This is a genomic window from Pedobacter lithocola (genome assembly GCF_042650845.1).
Lineage (GTDB): Bacteria > Bacteroidota > Bacteroidia > Sphingobacteriales > Sphingobacteriaceae > Pedobacter > Pedobacter lithocola.
Genome location: NZ_JBHSBW010000011.1, coordinates 63,590 through 84,166, shown reverse-complemented (window position 1 = coordinate 84,166; position 20,577 = coordinate 63,590). Strand labels below are relative to the sequence as shown.

The following is a 20,577-nucleotide window of genomic DNA, read 5'->3' as shown; positions in this document are numbered from 1 at the left end:
TTTGAATGATAGAATGTATCGAAATTCAAATTCAATCATTCTATCATACAATCATTCAAAATTTAAAAAAAAATGTCAAAACAAGTAAAATATAACGTAGAAGCACGCGATGCCCTGAAAAGAGGTGTTGATATTCTTGCAAATGCAGTAAAAGTAACATTAGGTCCGAAGGGCCGTAACGTAATTATCGATAAAAAATTCGGTTCTCCAGCAATCACTAAAGATGGTGTAACAGTTGCAAAAGAAATCGAATTGAAAGATGCAGTTGAAAACATGGGTGCGCAAATGGTTAAAGAAGTTGCATCTAAAACAGCTGATATTGCTGGTGATGGTACAACAACTGCAACAGTTTTGGCTCAGGCAATTATTACTACAGGTATTAAAAACGTTGCTGCTGGTGCAAATCCAATGGATTTGAAACGTGGTATTGATAAAGCAGTTTTGGCTGTTGTAGAAAACTTAAAAGCACAATCGCAAACTGTTGGTGAAGACAATAACAAAATTAAACAAGTTGCATCTATCTCAGCAAACAATGATGAGGTTATCGGTTCGTTAATCGCAGAAGCGATGAGCAAAGTTGGTAAAGATGGTGTAATTACTGTTGAAGAAGCAAAAGGTACTGAAACTGAAGTTAAAACAGTAGAAGGTATGCAATTCGACAGAGGTTATTTATCTCCGTATTTTGTTACCAATGCAGATAAAATGGAAGCAGAATTAGAAAATCCTTACATTTTAATCTACGATAAAAAAATTAGCAACATGAAAGAATTGTTGCCAGTTTTAGAAAAAACCGTTCAAACAGGTAAACCTTTAGTTATTATCTCTGAAGATTTAGATGGCGAAGCTTTAGCTACTTTAGTGGTTAATAAAATTCGCGGTTCGTTAAAAGTTGTTGCGGTTAAAGCACCAGGTTTTGGCGATAGAAGAAAAGCAATGTTAGAAGATATCGCTATCTTAACTGGTGGTATTGTAGTATCAGAAGAAAGAGGTTATAAATTAGAAAATGCTGATTTAACTTATTTAGGTTCTGCTGAGAAAGTTGTTGTTGATAAAGACAATACTACTGTAATTAACGGTGCTGGTAACTCAGAAGATATCAAATCTCGTGTTAGCCAAATTAAATCTCAAATTGAAACTACTACATCTGATTACGATAAAGAAAAATTACAAGAGCGTTTGGCTAAATTAGCTGGCGGTGTTGCAGTTCTTTACGTTGGTGCAGCTTCTGAAGTTGAAATGAAAGAGAAAAAAGACCGTGTTGATGATGCTTTACATGCAACTCGTGCAGCTGTAGAAGAAGGTATTGTTGCTGGTGGTGGTGTTGCTTTCATCCGTGCGGTTGAAGCTTTAGCTAACTTAAAAGGTGCAAACGAAGATGAAAATACTGGTATCCAGATTATTCGTCGTGCTATTGAAGAGCCATTACGTCAAATTTGCGAAAACGCAGGTATTGAAGGTTCTATCGTAGTTCAAAAAGTAAAAGAAGGAACTGCAGATTTCGGTTACAATGCTCGTACTGATGTTTACGAAAACTTAATTGGTGCCGGTGTTATCGACCCAACTAAGGTAAGTCGTGTAGCATTAGAAAACGCAGCTTCGATTGCAGCAATGTTATTAACTACAGAAGTGGTTTTAGCAGATGAGCCTGAAGAAGCTGGTGCTTCAGCGCATCCTCCAATGGGTGGCGGTGGCATGGGTGGAATGATGTAATCCTACCCACGATATAAATACTACGTGTAAAATTAAATCCCTCAAAATTAAATTTTTGAGGGATTTTTTATTGTCATTTGGACTTAAAAGACCTTTTAGGAATATTTTAATATTCTATTCATTTCCTTTCGTGTAAAATTTTAATTACCAACGCAACATTTCTTTAGTTTAGTAATAGTACAATTGAAGAAGAGTTATCGATTAAATATTTACCAAACAAATTAATGTTTTTTTAGCCCTGTGGCTTTGTCGTAATTGGCAGGTATATTTCTTTGCAATTTCTTCTTTTGAAACAATTTCTATTGTTAAAAATTTATGAAGACCTGGTTTAGAAAGATTTTACAAGTTATTGCTTTAATATCGGCCTTTTTATTTTTTGCATCTTCGGTGTTTGCACAACTGACTGTTGGCAATGTAGATCTCGGTCCTTATACGCCAGGAAGTACAATAGCTGTTCCATTTAAGATTGTTTCAAATTCTTGTATCACTCAAGGAAATATTTTTCAGTTATATCTTTCTGATGCAAATGGAGATTTTACAAACGAAAAGTTAATCGGTACATATAATGGGTTTTACAGTACATATGTTAACGGAATTATTCCCGCTAGTACACCCGCAGGTACAGGCTACCAAGTGCGGGTAAAGTCTACAACCCCAATATTTATAAGTAATGTTTCTGCGGCATTTGAAATTAAAGCGGGTACAGTTGTTGAAGCAAAATTAAATGCTCCACTATTAACGTCTACGAATACAGAAACATTCGGAACCTGTACAACAAAGGATAACAACGACATTGCGCTTTCCAACCAATCTACTGCAAGTGCTGCTGTTACAGCAGCAATTACAAACGAATTAACTTCGACATCTACAAGCTTAGCCTTCGACACTCAAAATAAAATTTTTACAGCTTCATTAGCACATTACACGCTATTTGTTAAAGCAGTAATGCCAGATGGAAGGGTTGCTACCAAGGCATATATGATTGTAAATAACTCTGCGGTAACAGCATTCTCAACAGCAGGTAATAATGTTGTTTGTTTACCGCTCGGTTACCTCACATTTACGGTTGTAACCTCAGGTGTAGGTGGAATTCAAAATAATTTTCCTGGTGATGTTTATAGAATTAACTGGGGTGATGGTATTACAGAAACTTATACCCTATGTGAAATTTTACAGAATTCCAATCTAGTTCGTCACCTTTATACGAAGTCTTCATGTGGCTTAACATCTACAGGAAGTAGCGGTTCAATTTTTAACGTTTTCGATATTACAATTAATGTAACAAATGCCTTTTGCGGCAATATTGGCACAGCGGTTTCTACAACAGCTAAAGTTGTTGTAAAGCCTGTAAACTCGTTCACTTTCAATAATCCTGGTTGTACTAATGCAGATATTACATTCATCAATACTTCAATTGTCGGTGAAAATCCTAACACAAGTACAGCTGGTTGTACGCCAAATAATGTAGCTTATAATTGGTTTGTAGATGGAGTCTTAATTGAAGCAAATAAACCTCGTTCTTTTAATTTCGTGCAAAAATTTTCAACGCATGGTAAGCACGTAATTCGATTAACATCAACAGGTTCAATTGTTTGCGATGCAGACCCTGTTATACAGGAAATTTGTATTCAAGATCCTCCTAAGCCTATATTTACTTTAGCAGGCAACACTTTCTGTGCACCTGCAATTGTAACACCTATTGACGCCTCTATCCTTGATTTCTTTTGTAACACAGATAATAATTACACCTGGACGGTTTTTCCATCTGTTGGTTTTGCAAACGGAACATCAGCTTCAAGCAAAGCACCTGATTTTAATTTTACTACAGCAGGAACCTATACCATTACGTTGAGCATTTCTACACCATCTTGCGGGATAGTTACTTCGGCACCTCAAACGATAATTATTTCTGGAGCCAATGCAGGTATAGACCAGAGCTTATGTAGTGGAAATGAAATCATCTTGAGTGGAAATGACCCGGCACCTTATGCGGGTAAATGGTTATTAGTTTCAGGGCAAAAAGGTGTAAGTTTTGATGATGACAATATTTACAATACAAAAGCTACCGGATTAGTTCCTGGGCAATTATATACTTTCAGATGGACGATTACAGGCTCCACAACTTGTCCTTCGAGTTATGATGAAGTAACCATTACTTATCCACCATCCGTTACAAATACAATTACATTGGCATCTGCAACAGTTTGTGCCGGACAAAGCATTACAATTACTGGAGACATCCCGACTGGTGGAAACGGGACTTTTACTTATCAATGGCAAAATAGTACGAATGGAATTGTTTGGGTAAATATAGCCGGACGAACCACTAAAGATTTAACAATAGCAATCGTTAACTCTCTCTATTACAGACGACAAGTGACTAGCGGAGGCTGCTCATCTAGCAGCAACGCAATACAAATTAATGTTTTACCTGCCATAGATAATAACATTATCTCAGAAAATCAATCCATTTGCATTGGTGCTTCGTTTAATCCTTTAGTAGGAACACAGCCAACTGGCGGAGATGGTATAAATTTCACGTATCAATGGCAATCAAGTACAAACGGAACAATATGGGTTAATATTCCTGGCGCTACGCTTATCGACTATGCTCCGCCACAACCTGCTGCAACTACATATTATCGGCGTTTGGTTGCGAATGGGGCATGTTCAGGTGCTTCACAAAATAGCAGTGACCCAGTTATAATTACGGTAAATCAGCCTGCAAAGGCAGAAATTAATTTCATAAATAATAAAGGTTGTGCACCTTTTGCATTAACCGCTTCAAATATTACAGCAGGGCTTTATCCTGGAAGAAACAGTACGTTTACTTGGTTTGCAGATAATGTTCAAATTGGAACTGGAGAAACTTTTCCTGGGTATATCCTTGCTACTGATAACTCAAACGTAATTATTAAGTTGGTTGTTACCAGTGGTGCAAATTGCGGAAGTGATGAAATAAGGCAAACCTTTTCTACATATCAAACCGTGACGCCAAATTTTACACAAAATGTTACCGATGGATGCGGACCACTTAGTGTTACCTTTGTAAACACTTCAAGTTCACTAAGCGCTGCAATATTTAGGTGGGATTTTGGAAATGGTACAACATCAAATCTGGCAACACCGCCAACGGTAATTTATCAACCAGATCCGGCTGGGCGAGACATTACCTATACCATAAAACTCGAAACCACTACATCTTGTGGAACACTAACAAAAACTTCAACTGTTTTGGTAAAAGCTCAACCAATTTCTGTTTTCTCTCCTGATAAAACGATTGGTTGCTCTCCGTTTACTGCAACATTTAGTAATACTTCTCCCGGTAATTATACAAGTTTTACATACGACTTTGGCGATGGAACAACATTAACTACATCTGATAAAAATAGCGTAACACATACTTTTATTACTACTGTAGTTAAGGATTATATTGTTAAAATGACGGCTAGAAATGATTGTGGTATTAATGAATCTCAATATACTGTGAGGGTTTCGCCTAATATTATTGTACCAGAATTGGTTGTTAATGCAACTGAATTAAGAGGCTGTGCGCCCTTAACAGTTAATTTCTTTAATAATACAAAAGGAGCTAGCACTTTTTATTACGATTTTGGAGACGGAAGCTCAGCGCTTACAAGCACAGCACCTGAAATGATTGCGCATACATTTACAAAGCCAGGCTCATATTTGGTAACATTATATGCCTCTAACAATTGTTCGAACGCTTACACCACAGAAACCATTGTTGTACTCGACCAACCAACAGTAGAATTTACTTCTGATAGGACAATAGGTTGTAGCGGTACGGTTATCAACTTTAAGAATAATAGTAAAAATGCTGTAAGTTATTTGTGGGATTTTGGTGATGGAACAACATCTACAGCTTTTGAGCCCCAACATACTTTTACGGGTACTGCTACAAATTACACTGTAAGTTTAAAGGCTACAAACCTTCAGGGCTGCAGTAATACCTCTGTTATACCAAATTACATAAATCTTGTTGCCCCGCCACAATCTATTTTTACAGTTCTACCAGGAAATGAGCTATCCATTCCAAACTTCACCTTTAGTTTCAGAGATGCCAGCGTAAATGGAGCAGGTAGCTGGGAGTGGAGCTTTGGCGATGGTTCGAAATCAACACTTCAAAATCCTACACATACTTACGCTAACGTAGGTGATTATACCGTAACACTAAAAGTTTTAAATAAAGAAGGCTGCCCCGGAACATCAACACAGATAGTTAGGATAATTGGTGTTCCTGGCTTTCTTTATGTTCCAAATTCGTTTATGCCAGCAAGTCAAAAAACAGAGCTGCAAACATTTAAGGCTAAAGGAAGAGGCATTGATAACTGGACAATGACCATTTTTAACAAATGGGGACAGGTTTTATGGGAAACCACGAAACTTAGCGATGGTGCGCCACTAGAAGGATGGGACGGAAGATATAATGGAATGGAACAACCGCAAGGCGTATATTTTTGGAAAATTGATTTGAAATTTATTAACGGAGGCGAATGGAAAGGAATGACTTACGATTCTTCGGCACCAAAAAAGACCGGTAACATATATTTAATAAGATGATAAAGAGCAGGTGGATTAATTTATTTATGTTGATGATAGCATTGCCCTTGCTAGCTAAAAGTCAGGATCATATTTATTCTCAGTTTTACAACTCACCAATCTATTTAAACCCTGCATTAACTGGTCAGTTTGAAGGTGATATCAGATTCAACGCTTTGTATCGAAACCAATGGACAGGCTTATCGGGAGATTTTTCGTATATGAGTGCATCCGCAGATTTAAATCTCGAAAGGATAAATAGTGGTGTAGGTTTGATTTTTAACCGAAGTAGCGAGGGAACGGCGTATTTGCAAAAGAATAATATTGCTTTAAGTTATTCGTACATTATTGGGGGCGATGATTTTACACTTTCTTTCGGTCTGCAAGGCGGAATAACCAATCAAAAATTAAACTGGGACAGATTAGTTTTTGGCGATCAGATTGACGTAACAGCAGGAATTATTCCTGGCATAATATCGGGTGCTGAACGGCCAAGTGTTGATAGCCGCTTTTACTTTGATGCAGCCGCTGGTGGAAATATGGTTTACAAGAATTTTATGGTTGGCCTGGGTTTGCATCATTTAAACCGCCCAGATGAGTCTTTAGCAGGCTTTCAGGCTAAATTGCCTATGAGAATTTCAGGAAACTTAAGTTATAAATTGGCACTAATTCCCGATCAGTATGATAGGGACGGTACCTATCTAATCCCATCGATAGTAGCTTATAAGCAGCAAAATGTAATGTCGTTTAGTTTTGGCACTCAATTTAAATATGCCGGTGTAAATGCAGGCGTTTGGTATCGAAATGATGGACTTTCGGGAGGGAATGACGCAATTGTTCTTTCGGTGATATTCGACATTTTTAACAGAAGAACAAATGGAGAAAAGTTTCGAATTGGGATTAGTCATGATGCAACCACTTCAAAAATAAATTATACGAACACAGGTGGTACATCTGAAATTGGGCTAGGTTATGAGAAGTATTGGTCAAATAGCACAAATTATGGTCGGGCCAATGGTTTAAGATGCTATGATTTTTATTAATTTGCCTTGGTTAAATAGAGGCAATGAATAATATTTTAGAAAACAGTCATTTTATAACCCAGAGTGAAGTAAATAAATTTCTTTTAGCAACACTGCTATGTGGCTTAATTGGTGCAGAAAGAGAATACAGAAGTAAATCTGCCGGATTAAAAACCATGATGATGATTGGTTTAGGTGCAGCCCTTTTTACCATTTTATCCATCAAAATCGGCGCTTCAAGTCAGGATAGAATTGCATCGAATATTGTAACCGGCATTGGTTTTTTAGGAGCGGGAGTTATTTTTAAGGAAGAAAATAGAGTTAAAGGTTTAACCACAGCCTGTATTATATGGATAGTTGCTGCTATTGGAATGGCAGTAGGTTCAGGATATTATGAACAGGCCATTGGCGTAACCATTGTAGTGCTTTTAGCGCTAATTATTTTCCCGTTTTTAGAAGAAATTGGCGATCGCCGCTTTACAAAACGCATTTATCGCATTGTAAAAAAACAGCACACCCATGGTGATTTGGAGAGCTATGAAGAAGTGTTTAAAGAAAGCAGATTAAAGCCACAACGCAGTAAGCATTCATTGGCAAACAATATCATTACCGGAAATTGGATTGCAACCGGAACGCCAAAAAATCATCAAAAATTTGTAGAACGAATGTTAAAGGATGATGAGATTATAGAGTTTGATTTTTAAAGGTAGAAAATAGATTAAGTTTCTTTTCCTGTTTTTTTAAAGGTTTTGATTGTGCATTATCTGTGGTTTAACTTTAATTCCTCAATCCTATTACAAATCAAAATGAATAATACTGCATCACAACCTCACCCTATTAATGTTAGTACTTCCTTAACTGGTATTACATCCCTCTCCTTGAAGAGCGGGAAAGAAAGGATACTGCTTTTAAGCCTAATGCTTATTTAAAGAAATTAAAAGAACCCGCGAGTTGAAAAACAAACCATGGTTAATAAATCCGATTGTACGGATGCCATTTTCATGGCAGGAGGGAAAGCTGGGCTGCTCTAAGCGAAAAACTACTGACATTAATTTCCAAATTTTTTAGTAGTAAACTGAAATGAAATATTTTTGAGTGACATACATAAACCTCACCCTAGTAGTGTTAGTACTTTTTTCAAATGTTACTACATCCTTCTCCTTGAAAAGAGGGAAAGAAATAATACTACTTTTAAGCCATACGCTTATTCAATGAAATTAAAAGAAGCCCGCGGTTTAAAAAACAAACCATATTTAATAAAGCCGATTGACGTGGATGCGGATTTTTTCTATCGGCAGGAACAAAAAGCTGGGCCAACCTGTTCCTATAAATAACCAAACTGTTCATTTCAAAAAAAAATCCTCGCAAATTCTACATCTGCAAGGATTTTAGATTTTATTTTATGGGTTTTAACTTTAATGTAATTTAACCTTCAAGCCATCCATATTATTGTTTAACTGCAATTGGCAGGCCAAGCGAGAATTTGGCAATAAATCGGGCAAGGTATCTAACATTGCATATTCATCGTCCGTCATCTCATTTAATTTTTCTTCGCCTTCCAAAACGTCTACACAGCAAGTTGCACACAAAGCCATCCCACCACAAGTAGCTAAAATATCATATTCTGATGCTTTTAAAAACTCCATTAAACTCAAGCCCATATCTGTCGGGGCTTCATGAGAAGTAATCGAACCATCCGGTTCTTGCATGTGTATCGTAATATTGTTTTCCATTTGCTCGTAATATCAGGTGCGAAGATAAATAAACTGCTTAAAATTCTGATACGCCGTTAACAGTTGTATATTTCATGGTATATTTAATGCCCGGATTCATATAAGAATAAGCACTATGACTCATCAATGCCGCCTCATGAAAGCCACATAGTATTAATTTTAGCTTATTTGTATAAGTATTGATGTCGCCAATTGCGTAAATACCAGGTATGTTGGTAGAATAATCATCAGTATTAACTTCGATAGCACTTTTGCTTATATTTAAATTCCAATCTTCAATTGGGCCAAGCTTCGGACTTAAACCAAATAGTGGAATTAAATGGGCGGCCTCTACCATCGATTTCTCCATGGTACGATTTTGAACTATTTCTACATGTTCCAATTTATCACTACCATGCACAGCGTGTAGATTGCTGTTCAATACTAAATTAATTTTTCCACTTTCAGCTAGCGCCATAACCTTTGCAACAGAATCAGGAGCACCACGGAAACTTTCACTTCTATGCACCAATGTTAGTTCTGAGCAAACCTCGGCAAGATAGATGGTCCAATCTAAAGCAGAATCACCACCTCCTGCAATAACCATTTTCTGGTCACGATATTTTTCAGGGTCCAGAATCATGTAATTTACACCTTTACCATTTTCAAACTGCTCCAAGTTTTCTACTGCCGGTTTACGAGGTTCAAAACAACCCAAGCCACCAGCGATTACAACAACTTTAGCTTCAATAATGGTTCCCATGTTTGTTGTTAGTACAAAATCTGCTTCACCACGTTTTTCTAAACCTTCAATACGCTCGCCTAAAGTAAACGATGGATGAAAAGGTTTTGCCTGTTCCATCAAATTATCTACCAATTCCTGAGCCAATACTGATGGATAACCCGGAATATCGTATATCGGTTTTTTAGGGTAAATTTCGGAAAGCTGACCACCAACCTGAGGAAGATAATCAATTAAATGGCAACGCATTTTTAATAAACCGGCTTCAAAAATGGCAAATAAACCAACCGGACCAGCGCCTATTACGGCTATATCAGTAGAGATCATTCAAAAAAATTTAATGCAAAGTTACAAAATAAACCTTTATCAATATTCTTATTTAGATATATTCCAGATAATTTTGTAAAGCAGTATAATTCAATATTTTGTATGCTAAACATAAACAAAAAACAAAAGTTTAATGTATTTCCATAATTAAAACAAATTATAATTGCTCTATAGAACTGCTAGGAATTATTTTGTTATGCTTTTTCTGTAAGAATTGACTTTAAATAAAATTCTTTGTTTTAATTCTGGTCTTTATTCTTTGCTCCTTGTTCTTTGCTCTTTAATCCTTCAAGCTTTCTGCTTTTTCCTTACCTTTGAGATGTACATGAGTAAGAATATTTATTTTGCATCTGATTTTCATTTAGGTTCTCCCAGCTATGCCGAAAGTCGTAAACGCGAAAAGCGGATTGTTAATTGGCTAAACTTTATTGAACCAAATTGCGCTGAATTGTTTTTAATGGGCGATATTTTTGATTTCTGGTTTGAATATGAAAAAGTAATTCCGAAAGGATTTATTCGTTTACAAGGAAAACTGGCTCAAATGACCGATTCGGGCATAAAAATTTACTTTTTTAAAGGCAACCATGATATGTGGGTTCGCAGTTATTTTACCGAAGAAATGGGTTTGGAAATCATTAGCGATGAAATGACAATCGAACGTGGAGGCAAAAAGTTTTACCTTCATCACGGCGATGGCTTAGGGCCAGGAGATAAGAAATATAAATTTCTTCGTAAAATTTTTAGAAGTCCGCTTTGCCAATGGTTGTTTGCACGTTTGCATCCAAATTTAGGTATTGGCATTGCAACTGGATGGAGCAATAGCAGCAGAGCTGCAAGCAATACCGAAGAAGTTTTTTTTGGTGTTGAGCATGAATGGCTGGCAATTCACTCTAAAGAGATATTGCAAAAAAACCATTTTGATTATTTTATTTACGGACACAGGCATTTACCGATGGATTTGGATTTGGGAAATGGAAGTCGTTATGTAAATACCGGCGAATGGCTTAGATATAATTCTTATGCCGTTTTCGATGGAAATAATTTGAAGCTGGAGTATTTTAAGGGTTGAGAAGTGAGGTTGAGGGGTTAGGTCGAGATTAAGGTTGAGGTTGAGATTGAAAATGAGAAAAAGCTGCTAGTTCATTATCATCCAAGTTTTCAATGGCGATTTACCAGACACTTTAAACCCGATAAAGCGAAAAGCCCGTAGGCCGATTTTTCATAGGTTGAGGACTTGCAGCGATAGCGGGGCTATCGGCCGCCATTACTACAGAACCGTTCATTTCCAAAAAATCTTCTGAAATTTATATTGCTGTTCCTTATAATCCAAGTTTTCCTGGCGATTTACCATACACATTAAACCCGATAAAGCGAAAAGCCTGAAGCCCGATTCTTCATCGGGCGAGGACTTGCAGCGATAGCGGGGCTTTCGGCAGCCATTATTGAAGAACCAATCATTTCCAAAAAATCTTTTGAAATTTATACTGCCGTTCATCCCAATTGAAGCTATATCTGGAATAGCATACATATCTAAGTAACCCTTCATCTTCAATATTTCTTTAATTTTTATCTACTTTGCTTCTCTCGAACTAATTCAGCTTTTTTCCTTATTTTTGCGATTCTTTAGTCTTTTGCAAAAACAAATGGCTGGGAATTCAATTTTAGTAATGATATGTTAGATAAATTAGAAGCAATAAAGCAACGTTGGGAGGATGTAGAAGAGCAATTAAGCAATCCTGATGTGATTCAGGATATGAAACGTTTTGCGGCTTTAAACAAAGAATATAAGGATTTGGGCAAGATTGTAGATGAATATAAAATTTACAAAAATGTGATGAGTAATATTGATGCCAACAAGGAGATTTTGACGCTTGAAAAGGATGCAGAAATGCGTGATATGGCTAAGGAAGAGTTGGATATGCTTTTGAAGCAACAAGAAGAAATGGAAAGTAACATTCGTTTAATGTTGATTCCGAAGGATCCTGAAGATGCTAAAAATGCTGTTTTTGAGATTCGTGGTGGTACTGGAGGAGATGAAGCTGCTCTATTTGCAGGTGATTTATACCGAATGTACACTCGTTATTTTGAAACTAAAGGTTGGCGAGTTGAAACGGTTGACGTTACCGAAGGAACTGCAGGTGGTTATAAAGAGGTAATTTTAAAAGTTAACGGCGATGATGTTTATGGTCAGTTAAAATACGAAAGTGGCGTACATCGCGTACAACGTGTACCAGATACAGAAACTCAGGGTCGTGTACATACATCTGCAGCTTCGGTTGCTGTTTTGCCCGAAGCTGAGGAAATTGATTTATACATCAACCCTGCAGATATTGAGTTACAAACATCGCGTTCGGGTGGGGCAGGTGGACAAAATGTAAACAAGGTTGAAACCAAAGTGCAGCTAACGCATAAACCTTCGGGTTTGGTTGTGGTTTGCCAGCAAGAGCGATCACAATTGGGTAACCGTGTTATTGCAATGGAAATGCTCAGAAGCAAACTTTACGATATAGAATTGCAGAAGAAAAATGGTGATATTGCTGCAAAGCGTAAAACAATGGTTTCTACCGGAGACCGTTCGGCGAAGATAAGAACATACAATTATCCACAAGGTAGAGTTACCGAACACCGCATCGGTTTAACGATGTATAACCTGCCAGCGATAATGGATGGCGACATTCAGGAGATTATTAGTGCACTTCAGTTTGCAGAAAATGCAGAAAAGATGCAAGAAGGTGCTGTTAATTAACGACTTATAATTATTTGAAAAAAAAGTTTGCGAATAAGGATAATGTCTCTATATTTGCATCCTCGAAAGGGGAAAGAGGTTTAAACTTTTAAAAAGCAAACAAACGGAGTGGTAGTTCAGCTGGTTAGAATGCCTGCCTGTCACGCAGGAGGTCGCGGGTTCGAGTCCCGTCCATTCCGCAAAAAAGCCTTGACTTGAAAAAGTTGAGGCTTTTTTTGCCCCTCTTAAGAAGAGGAATGATTCCGTAGCTCAGCTGGTAGAGCATTACACTTTTAATGTAGTGGTCCTGGGTTCGAATCCCAGCGGGATCACAGAAGATAGTATCAAAACTACGTAAAAGCTTGCAAATCAAATGATTGCAAGCTTTTTTGTTTTACTGGAAAAACTAAAATACTCACCGATTCTCATATTAAAAGTGTGTGATTCGGTGAGTATTTCTGGAACTAAAAGAACTCACCGAATAAATCTAACTACCTGTTTAACAAGACGTTCGATTATCGAACATCTTGACGTTTTCAGACTGCAAGGCTAATTTTGTTAACCTTAATTCAGTTATATGAAAACTAATTTTAGCTTACTTTTTTATCTTAAAAAGCAGAAAAACTATCGTGGCGGCCATGTTCCAGTTTATCTTAGAATAACCGTTGGCGGAAAAAGGTCAGAAATGACCAGCGGACTTGAGTGCGATCCAGAAAAGTGGAATACCAAATCAGGCAGACAGGATGGAAAAAAGGAAGATGTCAGAAGCTTTAATGCTCATCTTGACAATCTCCAGTCAATGATAAACCAGGTTTACAGGGATCTTTTTGATGCAGACGAAGTTATTACAGCCGAAGGCATTAAGTGCAGATTTATCGGGCGGGAAGTCCGGAAGCATACCTTGATGGAAGGCATCAAAGTTCATAACGAAAAAATGGAGACTTTGGTAGGAAAGGAATACGCCATTGGTACCTTGAAGCGCTTTCAGGTCTTGGAAAGACATCTTACCGCCTTCATGAACGAGAAATACCAGATAACAGATATCAACATCAAAAATATTAACCATGCGTTTATAAGGGATTTTGATTTTTTCTTGAGAACGGTAAACGGTTGTGCAAACAACACTACGGTAAGGTATCTTAAAAGTTTTGGAAAGATCCTTCGCATTTCATTAAGCTTAAAGTGGATTGCCAGTGATCCAATGTTTGGATACAAACTAAAGAGCAAAAATGTAGAGCGTTCATTTCTTACAGAGGATGAATTAACTAAAATTTCAGAAAAGCAGTTCTTGACAGAGCGATTAAGTCAGGTACGAGACGTTTTTATCTTCTGCTGTTTTACCGGACTTGCCTATTCTGACATTGAAAAATTGAGCCTATCTAATATTAAATTAGGGGTAGACGGCAAAAAATGGGTTTACACAAACAGAACCAAAACAGGAACCCGGTCTGCTGTCCCACTACTTCCACCAGCAATCGCAATATTGGCAAAATACAATGACCATCCATATTGCATCACCAAAGACAGGGCATTGCCAGTTTCGAGCAATCAAAAGCTAAATGAGTACCTCAAGGAAATTGCCGCAGTTTGTGGGATTGATAAACCTTTAAGTTCTCACATTGCAAGGCATACCTTCGCAACAACGATAACCCTGTTAAATGGTGTTCCTATGGAAAGTGTATCCAAAATGCTTGGGCATACAAATATCAGGACTACCCAAATATATGCGAAGGTCTTGGATATCAAGGTAAGTGCAGATATGGCACTGTTAAATAATAAATATAATTAAATCAACAACCACTAAACTGACAAATATTTATAAATATTAGGCATTCGTTCTTATTTTTGGTTAAGTTTGTATGATGTTAAAGGAATTGAACAAAAGAGTGATCGTTGTGCACTGGAAAAGATTTTCCAGTACGGACATCGACGTATTTTCAAGTCTGAAGGGATTCTGTGACAGCTATCCTGCATATAACTACCATACGCTGAACAACTATCTTTCCAAAAAGAAGATTCCATTCGAGAACGATGAAATCAAGATTGAAAGACAATCTCTTATACAAAAGGTAAAAAGGCCTGATCTTCCCAGGGTATTGTTCTGGGATCTTGATTTTGATAAACTGGACTGGAACAGAAATTATAGAACCATTATGGAACGGGTGCTTGATAAAGGCAGTCCCAAGGATTGGGAGGAAATGATGAGGTTTTATGGAAGGGAAAAAGTTATAAATGCCCTTAAAAATGATATTACCTATCTTTCAGATATAACTCTGGATGCCGTTTGCGAATATTTTCAGTTGAGCAAAGAAAAACTCAGATGTTACACAAAGAAACAGTTAAACCAGGGACACTGGATCTGATCCATAAGCTGATGAAAGACTATCAGCTCAAATCATTTTACCTTGTAGGCGGCACCGCACTGTCGCTGAGGATTGGGCATAGGGAATCCATAGACATTGACTTGTTCAGTTCTTCGGATTTCGATGGCAATGAACTTGCCGAATATCTGCGAAACAATTATGGTGCGGATGTAAAACGTCACAAGTTCAACTACGCCAGCGGAAGCATTGGAGAGGTGGACTTTGATTTTATTTCGCATAAATATCCATCTATCAAACCGATCGAAAACATAGAGGAAATTAGGATGATGTCAAATGAGGATATATCGGCCATGAAGATCAATGCTATTGTCAATAGCGACAACGGATAAAGGATTTTATCGATATACATTATCTACTAAAGGAATTATCCTTAGAGGAAATTATTAGTTTCTACTGCCAAAAATATCCTAATGTGGATCCTAACACCGCTAAGTCGTCCCTAATGTACCACAATGATATTGACTTTAACGTCCCTGTAAAACTGATGGATGGTAAGCTAAAATGGAAGGATGTGCATGGAAGTATTTCAAAAGCAGTGAGGGATTATACTAATCTACAGGAAAGCAGGGAACTTTACCGCAAGCTTAAAGAGAAAAAAAATGACAATAAAAATGATCAAGGCAGAGGAATGGGTCGCTAAGTTAGCGAATGTACCTCTCCAATCATTTCGGCAAACAACGCTCCTAAAAATAATCCATTTTCATGACAAGGCTTTGCGAAAAAAAATACTTTGACAGCTTCACTAGCGAAGAAGATGTTTTTCTAGCAAATCCTAAGCTCTTGCACAAAGGGATTGTTCAAAGGTTATCACAATTTGTGATAACCTGCCATCAATGTGAGCATTTAATTCATTCGCATATTTGCACGACTTAGGAATATGGTAGCTAATAATACCCAAATTCGTCTGGAGATAGAAAAGATAAAGAACAAGCTGAAAAACCAGGACAAGAACATGGAAATTGTTTTTCAATATCTGGATGAACTGTTAGCGATAAAGGAGGCACCTGCCCCCAAACGAAATAGGATTGGGTTCAAAACAGATGAACTGTAGTACCTAGAGGCGGAATTGCATTTCCGTATATACCACAGTGAAAATGCCGGGAGTAGTGATTGGGCTTTCACAGGCCGAAAATGCGGGAGGGCCGGCTTTTGCCATAGTAGATTAAAAAAACTTAATAATAACAGAAAGCAATACCCTGAAGATTTCGCTTTCTGTTATTTATTCATGTATTTGGTTTCTGTCTGGTTACTATAAAAGAAAAGTTCAGGAAGCTTATCATTTGATTACAAAAGAAAAGCATATGCTTTATTTCCTCCCCTTCTGGCGATTCAGCTTCCAAATGCACCCAGCCCTTGTAAAGTTCCCATAAATTTGCCCTCGCCTCGTGCAATGGAAAATTGACGAAGAAGTATTCCATTTCAGAATCCGCATTCTCAATTTCTTCATCAGAAAGCCCTGAAGGTTGATAATCGAGTAGTTTTTTAATTTCTTCCATGTCACTATTTCTATTTGATTTCAAGCTCATATTGTTTTTTGATTTCATCTACATACGGTTCGAAATGCTCCTTATAATAACCCTTAGGGATTTGAATCTTAAAATTTTTACGACTAAAAAACAGAACTACCCTAGAATCCGTTTCGCATTCCAATAGATACAAAACAGTGGGGTTCGAAGACGAACAGATGAAAAACATTGCAATCCTATCCTCGCAAAAAAGCTGAACTTTTCCTCCCACCTTGAACCTCAATTTAAGTTCGTAATAATCACCCTTATCACTAAGTAAAAAATTTAAACGGGGTACATCACCTGAGAATCTGGCAACCTGCATATCCTTTTTCATTGGTCTCTTCTGAATATTTCTCATCCCATAGGTAAACAGGTAGTGTGTAAACGGCTCCCTCGATAGCATTGGTAGTGCTTTATTAAATAGTTCAAAAACCTTCCTCTTATTGCTGAAATTGATATCATCTATTTCGTCGGAACGTTCATCACTGTCTCCGTATTCCCTAAACTGAATCCTTGCAATTTTCTTCATTTCGTAGCAGATGCTGTTCAGCTCAGTTTGATTTACGGACAATTCAGATTGCTCAAAACTATCATCTTCTTCGAGAATAAAGCCCGTGAAAGATTTTACAGTCTTATTATCCGCATTTAAGGTAAAGCTATACGGTATCAGAAATGAATAATGGTTGGAATGGAACCTGACAGCATCGGTATTTGCAAGGCAATAACCAATAAGGTACTCTTGGTTTAAAGTAGCTAATCCATCGTTCACATACTTTCTATCGAAGACCTTCCGCTGGGATATGTGCACGAAATAATCATCTGGCCTGAAAAAACCCTTAAATTCTTTTTTAAGCCTGATATCCACTCCATACCTATCATAGATAACTTCAAGATATCTGGGTCTTCGGGTCGCATCGTTAAAACATTCCGGCCAATAATATTGCTGAAAGTCATGAAATTCATTCCATAACATTGCCCTTAATGTACGGTAGGCATATCTCCCTAGATAATTTTCATCCGTATCAATATTGCAGCTTACCAATAAATGATCATATTCGACCTTTAGGTAAACTTTTACCGGCGGCTCATTTTCGAGCTTAACCCTCATTGTCAAGACGCCCTTCTTGAATGAGAGCGACTTTCTCTCAACCATGTAGTATGGTCGGTTCCCAGCTCGAAGTTCTGTGTGTGACTCCAAAACATTTAACCTCAATATGCGGGTACTCTTTTCAAACGGAAGTTTATAGAACTGAGATTTAGGTTTTCCGGCAAGCATCATTTCATCACCCATTTTCAGTTTTTCCTTTCGATGCTTCCGCCTCTTCACATTCGGCAGTTAGAAGATCGATCTTTTTATCACAAAGATCTTTGGCGAGAATTAAAAAATTATGAACGAGGCTACATAGTTTATCAGCATCGCCCATCTCGACATTGAAATTGTCCTTATACCGGGCATGGCTGTAACTGTTCATAAGCTTCTCAAAAAGCCTTCTGTTTTCTGGCGTTCCAAGCAAAAGCGCTCTTGGCTGCTCCGAGAAACATGCACAGATATCCAGTAGCCTGCCCAAATGATGAATATCCGACCTGTAAGCCATAAAAACCCTGATTATTGCAATGCAGGACTGCTCAACAACCTGGTGAAGCATAAAAACGCACACATTGAATTTTTCATTACTGTAGCATTCCCCTGCCCCGTCCAAAAAACCCTGCGCCATTGGAATCCTATGGTATAGATGCTTCCTGGCTTTTTCAAGAGATATCTTTTTATCAAGAGCATATTCAGGAAATAGGTTCAGCGTACCATCGTGGCTGTATAGCTGAATGCCGGTATTAAACAATGTTATAAAAAATCTGTTGTTACCTGCAATCGCTGTGTCCACGCTCTCCTTGCTATGAACCAGAATCGTGATTTTGCCATGGTTGAAATGTGTATTTACATAATCCTGAACGCCATGCTCGATTCTGGTCGTGCCCTCGATAACCATCAATAAGTAATAGTGAAAATTGCTACTCGTCTGTTGTGGTGAAAAGGAAGTATAAGAATTCGTTATGGAACTTATTTCACCGAATTTCAGAATATGCAAGGGCGTGAACCGCTCTGCAAGTTCTTTAACAAAATTAGAGAACGGCCCTTGCCGGCCCTCTACTGGCTTTAATGATTTCTTTTTCATATCTTCATGATTATTACGAGAACCAATTTCGGTTAGAAAAAGCACGTACCGAACCATTGTAGGTTGTTAAATACAAGCGTGAGGTTGTTTTTAACTGTCGGAAATTTTTAAATATATTTGGCCATGGAAACCTCAGAAAAAACGAACAGAATGCATCTTGGTAGAAAAATAAGCCGTATCCGTGAACTGCGTGGAATGAAACAGGAAGCGCTTGCTGTTGAACTTGGGATCAGTCAACAGGCGATTAGTAAACTGGAACAAAGTGAGGAAATTGAAGATTCAACATTAGAAAAGATTGCTGCCGCTTTGGGTTTACCCACGGACGCTATCAAAAATTTTAATGAGGAAGCGGTTTTTAACATCATTGGTAATACATTCACTGATAGCAGTTCAAATAATAATAATTATTTATGTACAATCAATCCACTTGAGAAAATAATTGAACTATACGAAAGGTTGCTAGCAAGTGAGAAAGAAAAAAATGATCTTTTGAAAAAGCTATAGTTATAAAGCAATTCTTGTGTTATTAATTATTCAATGTTGCTTTTTAATTTTGTTGGCTGGATTATAAATGAAGTCCCATAATCGATTTTTAAAGTTTCTAGGCGACGTTTCACTATAACATTCTGATTATTAAAAAACGACCGTTTTTTGATAAAATACTTTGTGTACTTTCAAACTAACCCGGAGGACTGTGAACTTTATTGATATTTGCCTTTTTTCTTTAGCGGTTTCTTGCCATTATCTTGCGAGCAAACTTAAAAGTATCATCAAAAGACAGCTATGATATATATTAACAGGGGATAGTTACGGTAATAAATAAGTACATTGGTGTATTACATAAAACAGTTTTAATGGTAAAGTCACATCTTGTTTTCATTGAAGAGAATATAAAGGATTCTTTTTTTATTGCAGGGGTTAACAACATTCAACCTGGTTATAACCGCCTTTCTTACCACCGGATGATTTTGGTAAATGAAGGGACCGGCCATATACAGATTGACGGACACAAGTATCAAATCAATAACCACAATTTGTTTTTGCTTTCCAAGGGTCAGTTTTACTCATTTGATCCATCGTCCGATGTTGATGGCTATGTGTTAAGCTTTGGCGATTGCTTTTGGGAGAAAACGCCGGCCAGTGCTAGTAATTGTAAAGCGGTGCTTTTTAATAACGCACAGGCAAATCAGCTACTTAAGCTTAATGCAGAAGATGCAGCAGAGTTAAATTATTTGTTTGGACAGCTAATCAAAGAATTCAAACGTAAAGATTATATAAATAAGATTGATGCCTTAGCGGCTTATTTGAAGATCATAATTATCAAAACAGCAAATATTTATACACCACAACGCAGTGATGTTGGCAGCCAGGATTACCTGACTTATCGCAAATTTCTAGAATTGCTTAGTTCTTTTTATAAAAGCCGGCACGAGGTATCTGATTATGCAGAAATGTTAGGAATGACAAGCCGTAGGTTGAGCGACCTTACGAAGCGATGCAGCGGTAAAAATGCGAAGGATCTAATTAACGGTCAATTAGTAGCAGAAGGAAAGCGCTCATTACAGTTCAGCGCCAACTCGGTTAAGGAAATTGCCTATGACCTTAGTTTTTCGACCCCTGAACAATTCAGTCATTTCTTTAAAAAAAATACGGATTACTCCCCGTTGGATTATCGCAACTACTTTCTTTCGATAGGTAATTAATTCCAAACTG

19 protein-coding genes and 2 tRNA genes are annotated in these 20,577 nt (G+C 37.4%); 15 read left to right on the top strand and 6 right to left on the bottom strand.

The window, feature by feature from the left end:
* Positions 1–72: 72 nt before the first annotated feature.
* The 5 genes from groL (at position 73) to ACFOWA_RS10665 (ending at position 8,629) form a co-directional block, all read left to right on the top strand.
* A complete protein-coding gene (gene groL / locus ACFOWA_RS10685) occupies positions 73–1,710 on the top strand; it encodes a chaperonin GroEL (protein ID WP_378984944.1) in 1,638 nt (545 codons plus the stop codon).
* 315 nt (positions 1,711–2,025) lie between these two features.
* Positions 2,026–6,294, top strand: a complete 4,269-nt coding sequence (locus ACFOWA_RS10680) for a PKD domain-containing protein (RefSeq protein WP_378984942.1) — start codon at positions 2,026–2,028, stop codon at positions 6,292–6,294.
* Positions 6,291–7,316, top strand: coding sequence for a PorP/SprF family type IX secretion system membrane protein (locus ACFOWA_RS10675; protein WP_378984940.1), 1,026 nt, complete (start codon positions 6,291–6,293; stop codon positions 7,314–7,316). Before ACFOWA_RS10680 ends, ACFOWA_RS10675 begins: the two co-directional genes overlap by 4 nt.
* Positions 7,317–7,339: 23 nt before the next feature.
* Positions 7,340–7,999 carry an MgtC/SapB family protein gene (locus ACFOWA_RS10670; RefSeq protein ID WP_378984939.1) on the top strand — a complete coding sequence of 220 codons (660 nt, stop codon included), beginning with the start codon at positions 7,340–7,342 and terminating at the stop codon, positions 7,997–7,999.
* 507 nt (positions 8,000–8,506) lie between these two features.
* Positions 8,507–8,629 (top strand): hypothetical protein, encoded by a 123-nt coding sequence (locus ACFOWA_RS10665; protein ID WP_378984938.1) that lies wholly within the window; start codon positions 8,507–8,509, stop codon positions 8,627–8,629.
* 81 nt (positions 8,630–8,710) lie between these two features.
* Here the strand turns inward: ACFOWA_RS10665 and ACFOWA_RS10660 are convergent, their stop codons facing one another.
* Complete coding sequence (locus ACFOWA_RS10660) at positions 8,711–9,004, bottom strand: 2Fe-2S iron-sulfur cluster-binding protein (RefSeq protein WP_208646879.1); 294 nt, start codon at positions 9,002–9,004, stop codon at positions 8,711–8,713.
* 61 nt (positions 9,005–9,065) lie between these two features.
* On the bottom strand, positions 9,066–10,076 hold the full coding sequence (locus ACFOWA_RS10655; RefSeq protein WP_378984936.1) for an NAD(P)/FAD-dependent oxidoreductase: 1,011 nt from the start codon (positions 10,074–10,076) through the stop codon (positions 9,066–9,068).
* A 325-nt stretch (positions 10,077–10,401) separates the two neighbouring features.
* On the opposite strand from ACFOWA_RS10655, the gene ACFOWA_RS10650 reads away from it, so the two are divergent.
* A complete protein-coding gene (locus ACFOWA_RS10650) occupies positions 10,402–11,145 on the top strand; it encodes a UDP-2,3-diacylglucosamine diphosphatase (RefSeq protein ID WP_378984934.1) in 744 nt (247 codons plus the stop codon).
* 210 nt (positions 11,146–11,355) lie between these two features.
* Here ACFOWA_RS10650 and ACFOWA_RS10645 read toward each other — a convergent pair whose 3' ends face one another.
* Positions 11,356–11,622: a hypothetical protein gene (locus tag ACFOWA_RS10645; protein ID WP_378984932.1), complete on the bottom strand. Its 267-nt coding sequence runs from the start codon at positions 11,620–11,622 to the stop codon at positions 11,356–11,358.
* A 126-nt stretch (positions 11,623–11,748) separates the two neighbouring features.
* Here ACFOWA_RS10645 and prfA point away from each other — a divergent pair, with 126 nt between their 5' ends.
* The 7 genes from prfA (at position 11,749) to ACFOWA_RS10610 (ending at position 15,825) form a co-directional block, all read left to right on the top strand.
* Entirely contained in the window at positions 11,749–12,822 is a 1,074-nt protein-coding gene (gene prfA / locus ACFOWA_RS10640; RefSeq protein ID WP_123207180.1) for a peptide chain release factor 1, read from the top strand.
* A gap of 105 nt (positions 12,823–12,927) precedes the next feature.
* Positions 12,928–13,001 (top strand) — tRNA-Asp (locus ACFOWA_RS10635).
* A 59-nt stretch (positions 13,002–13,060) separates the two neighbouring features.
* Positions 13,061–13,133 (top strand) — tRNA-Lys (locus ACFOWA_RS10630).
* 245 nt (positions 13,134–13,378) lie between these two features.
* Positions 13,379–14,590, top strand: coding sequence for a site-specific integrase (locus tag ACFOWA_RS10625; protein WP_378984930.1), 1,212 nt, complete (start codon positions 13,379–13,381; stop codon positions 14,588–14,590).
* A gap of 70 nt (positions 14,591–14,660) precedes the next feature.
* Positions 14,661–15,164 carry a DUF6922 domain-containing protein gene (locus tag ACFOWA_RS10620; RefSeq protein WP_378984929.1) on the top strand — a complete coding sequence of 168 codons (504 nt, stop codon included), beginning with the start codon at positions 14,661–14,663 and terminating at the stop codon, positions 15,162–15,164.
* A gap of 11 nt (positions 15,165–15,175) precedes the next feature.
* The gene (locus ACFOWA_RS10615) at positions 15,176–15,514 is read left to right on the top strand and encodes a nucleotidyl transferase AbiEii/AbiGii toxin family protein (RefSeq protein WP_378984927.1); all 339 of its coding nucleotides are present in this window, start codon (positions 15,176–15,178) and stop codon (positions 15,512–15,514) included.
* 83 nt (positions 15,515–15,597) lie between these two features.
* Positions 15,598–15,825, top strand: coding sequence for a hypothetical protein (locus tag ACFOWA_RS10610; RefSeq protein ID WP_378984925.1), 228 nt, complete (start codon positions 15,598–15,600; stop codon positions 15,823–15,825).
* Positions 15,826–16,408: 583 nt separating this feature from the next.
* Here the strand turns inward: ACFOWA_RS10610 and ACFOWA_RS10605 are convergent.
* From ACFOWA_RS10605 to ACFOWA_RS10595, 3 genes are read right to left on the bottom strand one after another with little or no spacing between them, the layout of a single operon-like run.
* Entirely contained in the window at positions 16,409–16,711 is a 303-nt protein-coding gene (locus tag ACFOWA_RS10605) for a hypothetical protein (RefSeq protein ID WP_378984923.1), read from the bottom strand.
* Positions 16,692–17,984 (bottom strand): hypothetical protein, encoded by a 1,293-nt coding sequence (locus ACFOWA_RS10600; RefSeq protein WP_378984921.1) that lies wholly within the window; start codon positions 17,982–17,984, stop codon positions 16,692–16,694. The genes ACFOWA_RS10605 and ACFOWA_RS10600 overlap by 20 nt, the downstream gene beginning before the upstream one ends.
* Positions 17,977–18,864, bottom strand: coding sequence for a HEPN domain-containing protein (locus tag ACFOWA_RS10595; RefSeq protein WP_378984919.1), 888 nt, complete (start codon positions 18,862–18,864; stop codon positions 17,977–17,979). The genes ACFOWA_RS10600 and ACFOWA_RS10595 overlap by 8 nt, the downstream gene beginning before the upstream one ends.
* A gap of 123 nt (positions 18,865–18,987) precedes the next feature.
* Here ACFOWA_RS10595 and ACFOWA_RS10590 point away from each other — a divergent pair, with 123 nt between their 5' ends.
* Positions 18,988–19,368 carry a helix-turn-helix domain-containing protein gene (locus ACFOWA_RS10590; RefSeq protein WP_378984917.1) on the top strand — a complete coding sequence of 127 codons (381 nt, stop codon included), beginning with the start codon at positions 18,988–18,990 and terminating at the stop codon, positions 19,366–19,368.
* A 350-nt stretch (positions 19,369–19,718) separates the two neighbouring features.
* Positions 19,719–20,567 carry an AraC family transcriptional regulator gene (locus ACFOWA_RS10585; RefSeq protein WP_378984915.1) on the top strand — a complete coding sequence of 283 codons (849 nt, stop codon included), beginning with the start codon at positions 19,719–19,721 and terminating at the stop codon, positions 20,565–20,567.
* Positions 20,568–20,577: the final 10 nt, after the last annotated feature.

Bases quoted from the DNA above. Each gene is read 5' to 3' on its own strand.
- ACFOWA_RS10595 (WP_378984919.1), bottom strand. From the start codon at position 18,864: ATGAAAAAGAAATCATTAAAGCCAGTAGAGGGCCGGCAAGGGCCGTTC.
- ACFOWA_RS10650 (WP_378984934.1), top strand. From the start codon at position 10,402: ATGAGTAAGAATATTTATTTTGCATCTGATTTTCATTTAGGTTCTCCC.
- ACFOWA_RS10600 (WP_378984921.1), bottom strand. From the start codon at position 17,984: ATGGGTGATGAAATGATGCTTGCCGGAAAACCTAAATCTCAGTTCTAT.
- ACFOWA_RS10615 (WP_378984927.1), top strand. From the start codon at position 15,176: ATGAAAGACTATCAGCTCAAATCATTTTACCTTGTAGGCGGCACCGCA.
- ACFOWA_RS10655 (WP_378984936.1), bottom strand. From the start codon at position 10,076: ATGATCTCTACTGATATAGCCGTAATAGGCGCTGGTCCGGTTGGTTTA.
- ACFOWA_RS10605 (WP_378984923.1), bottom strand. From the start codon at position 16,711: ATGAGCTTGAAATCAAATAGAAATAGTGACATGGAAGAAATTAAAAAA.
- ACFOWA_RS10620 (WP_378984929.1), top strand. From the start codon at position 14,661: ATGATGTTAAAGGAATTGAACAAAAGAGTGATCGTTGTGCACTGGAAA.
- ACFOWA_RS10665 (WP_378984938.1), top strand. From the start codon at position 8,507: ATGAAATTAAAAGAAGCCCGCGGTTTAAAAAACAAACCATATTTAATA.
- ACFOWA_RS10670 (WP_378984939.1), top strand. From the start codon at position 7,340: ATGAATAATATTTTAGAAAACAGTCATTTTATAACCCAGAGTGAAGTA.
- prfA (WP_123207180.1), top strand. From the start codon at position 11,749: ATGTTAGATAAATTAGAAGCAATAAAGCAACGTTGGGAGGATGTAGAA.
- ACFOWA_RS10645 (WP_378984932.1), bottom strand. From the start codon at position 11,622: ATGAAGGGTTACTTAGATATGTATGCTATTCCAGATATAGCTTCAATT.
- ACFOWA_RS10660 (WP_208646879.1), bottom strand. From the start codon at position 9,004: ATGCAAGAACCGGATGGTTCGATTACTTCTCATGAAGCCCCGACAGAT.
- groL (WP_378984944.1), top strand. From the start codon at position 73: ATGTCAAAACAAGTAAAATATAACGTAGAAGCACGCGATGCCCTGAAA.
- ACFOWA_RS10590 (WP_378984917.1), top strand. From the start codon at position 18,988: ATGGAAACCTCAGAAAAAACGAACAGAATGCATCTTGGTAGAAAAATA.
- ACFOWA_RS10675 (WP_378984940.1), top strand. From the start codon at position 6,291: ATGATAAAGAGCAGGTGGATTAATTTATTTATGTTGATGATAGCATTG.
- ACFOWA_RS10625 (WP_378984930.1), top strand. From the start codon at position 13,379: ATGAAAACTAATTTTAGCTTACTTTTTTATCTTAAAAAGCAGAAAAAC.
- ACFOWA_RS10680 (WP_378984942.1), top strand. From the start codon at position 2,026: ATGAAGACCTGGTTTAGAAAGATTTTACAAGTTATTGCTTTAATATCG.
- ACFOWA_RS10585 (WP_378984915.1), top strand. From the start codon at position 19,719: ATGGTAAAGTCACATCTTGTTTTCATTGAAGAGAATATAAAGGATTCT.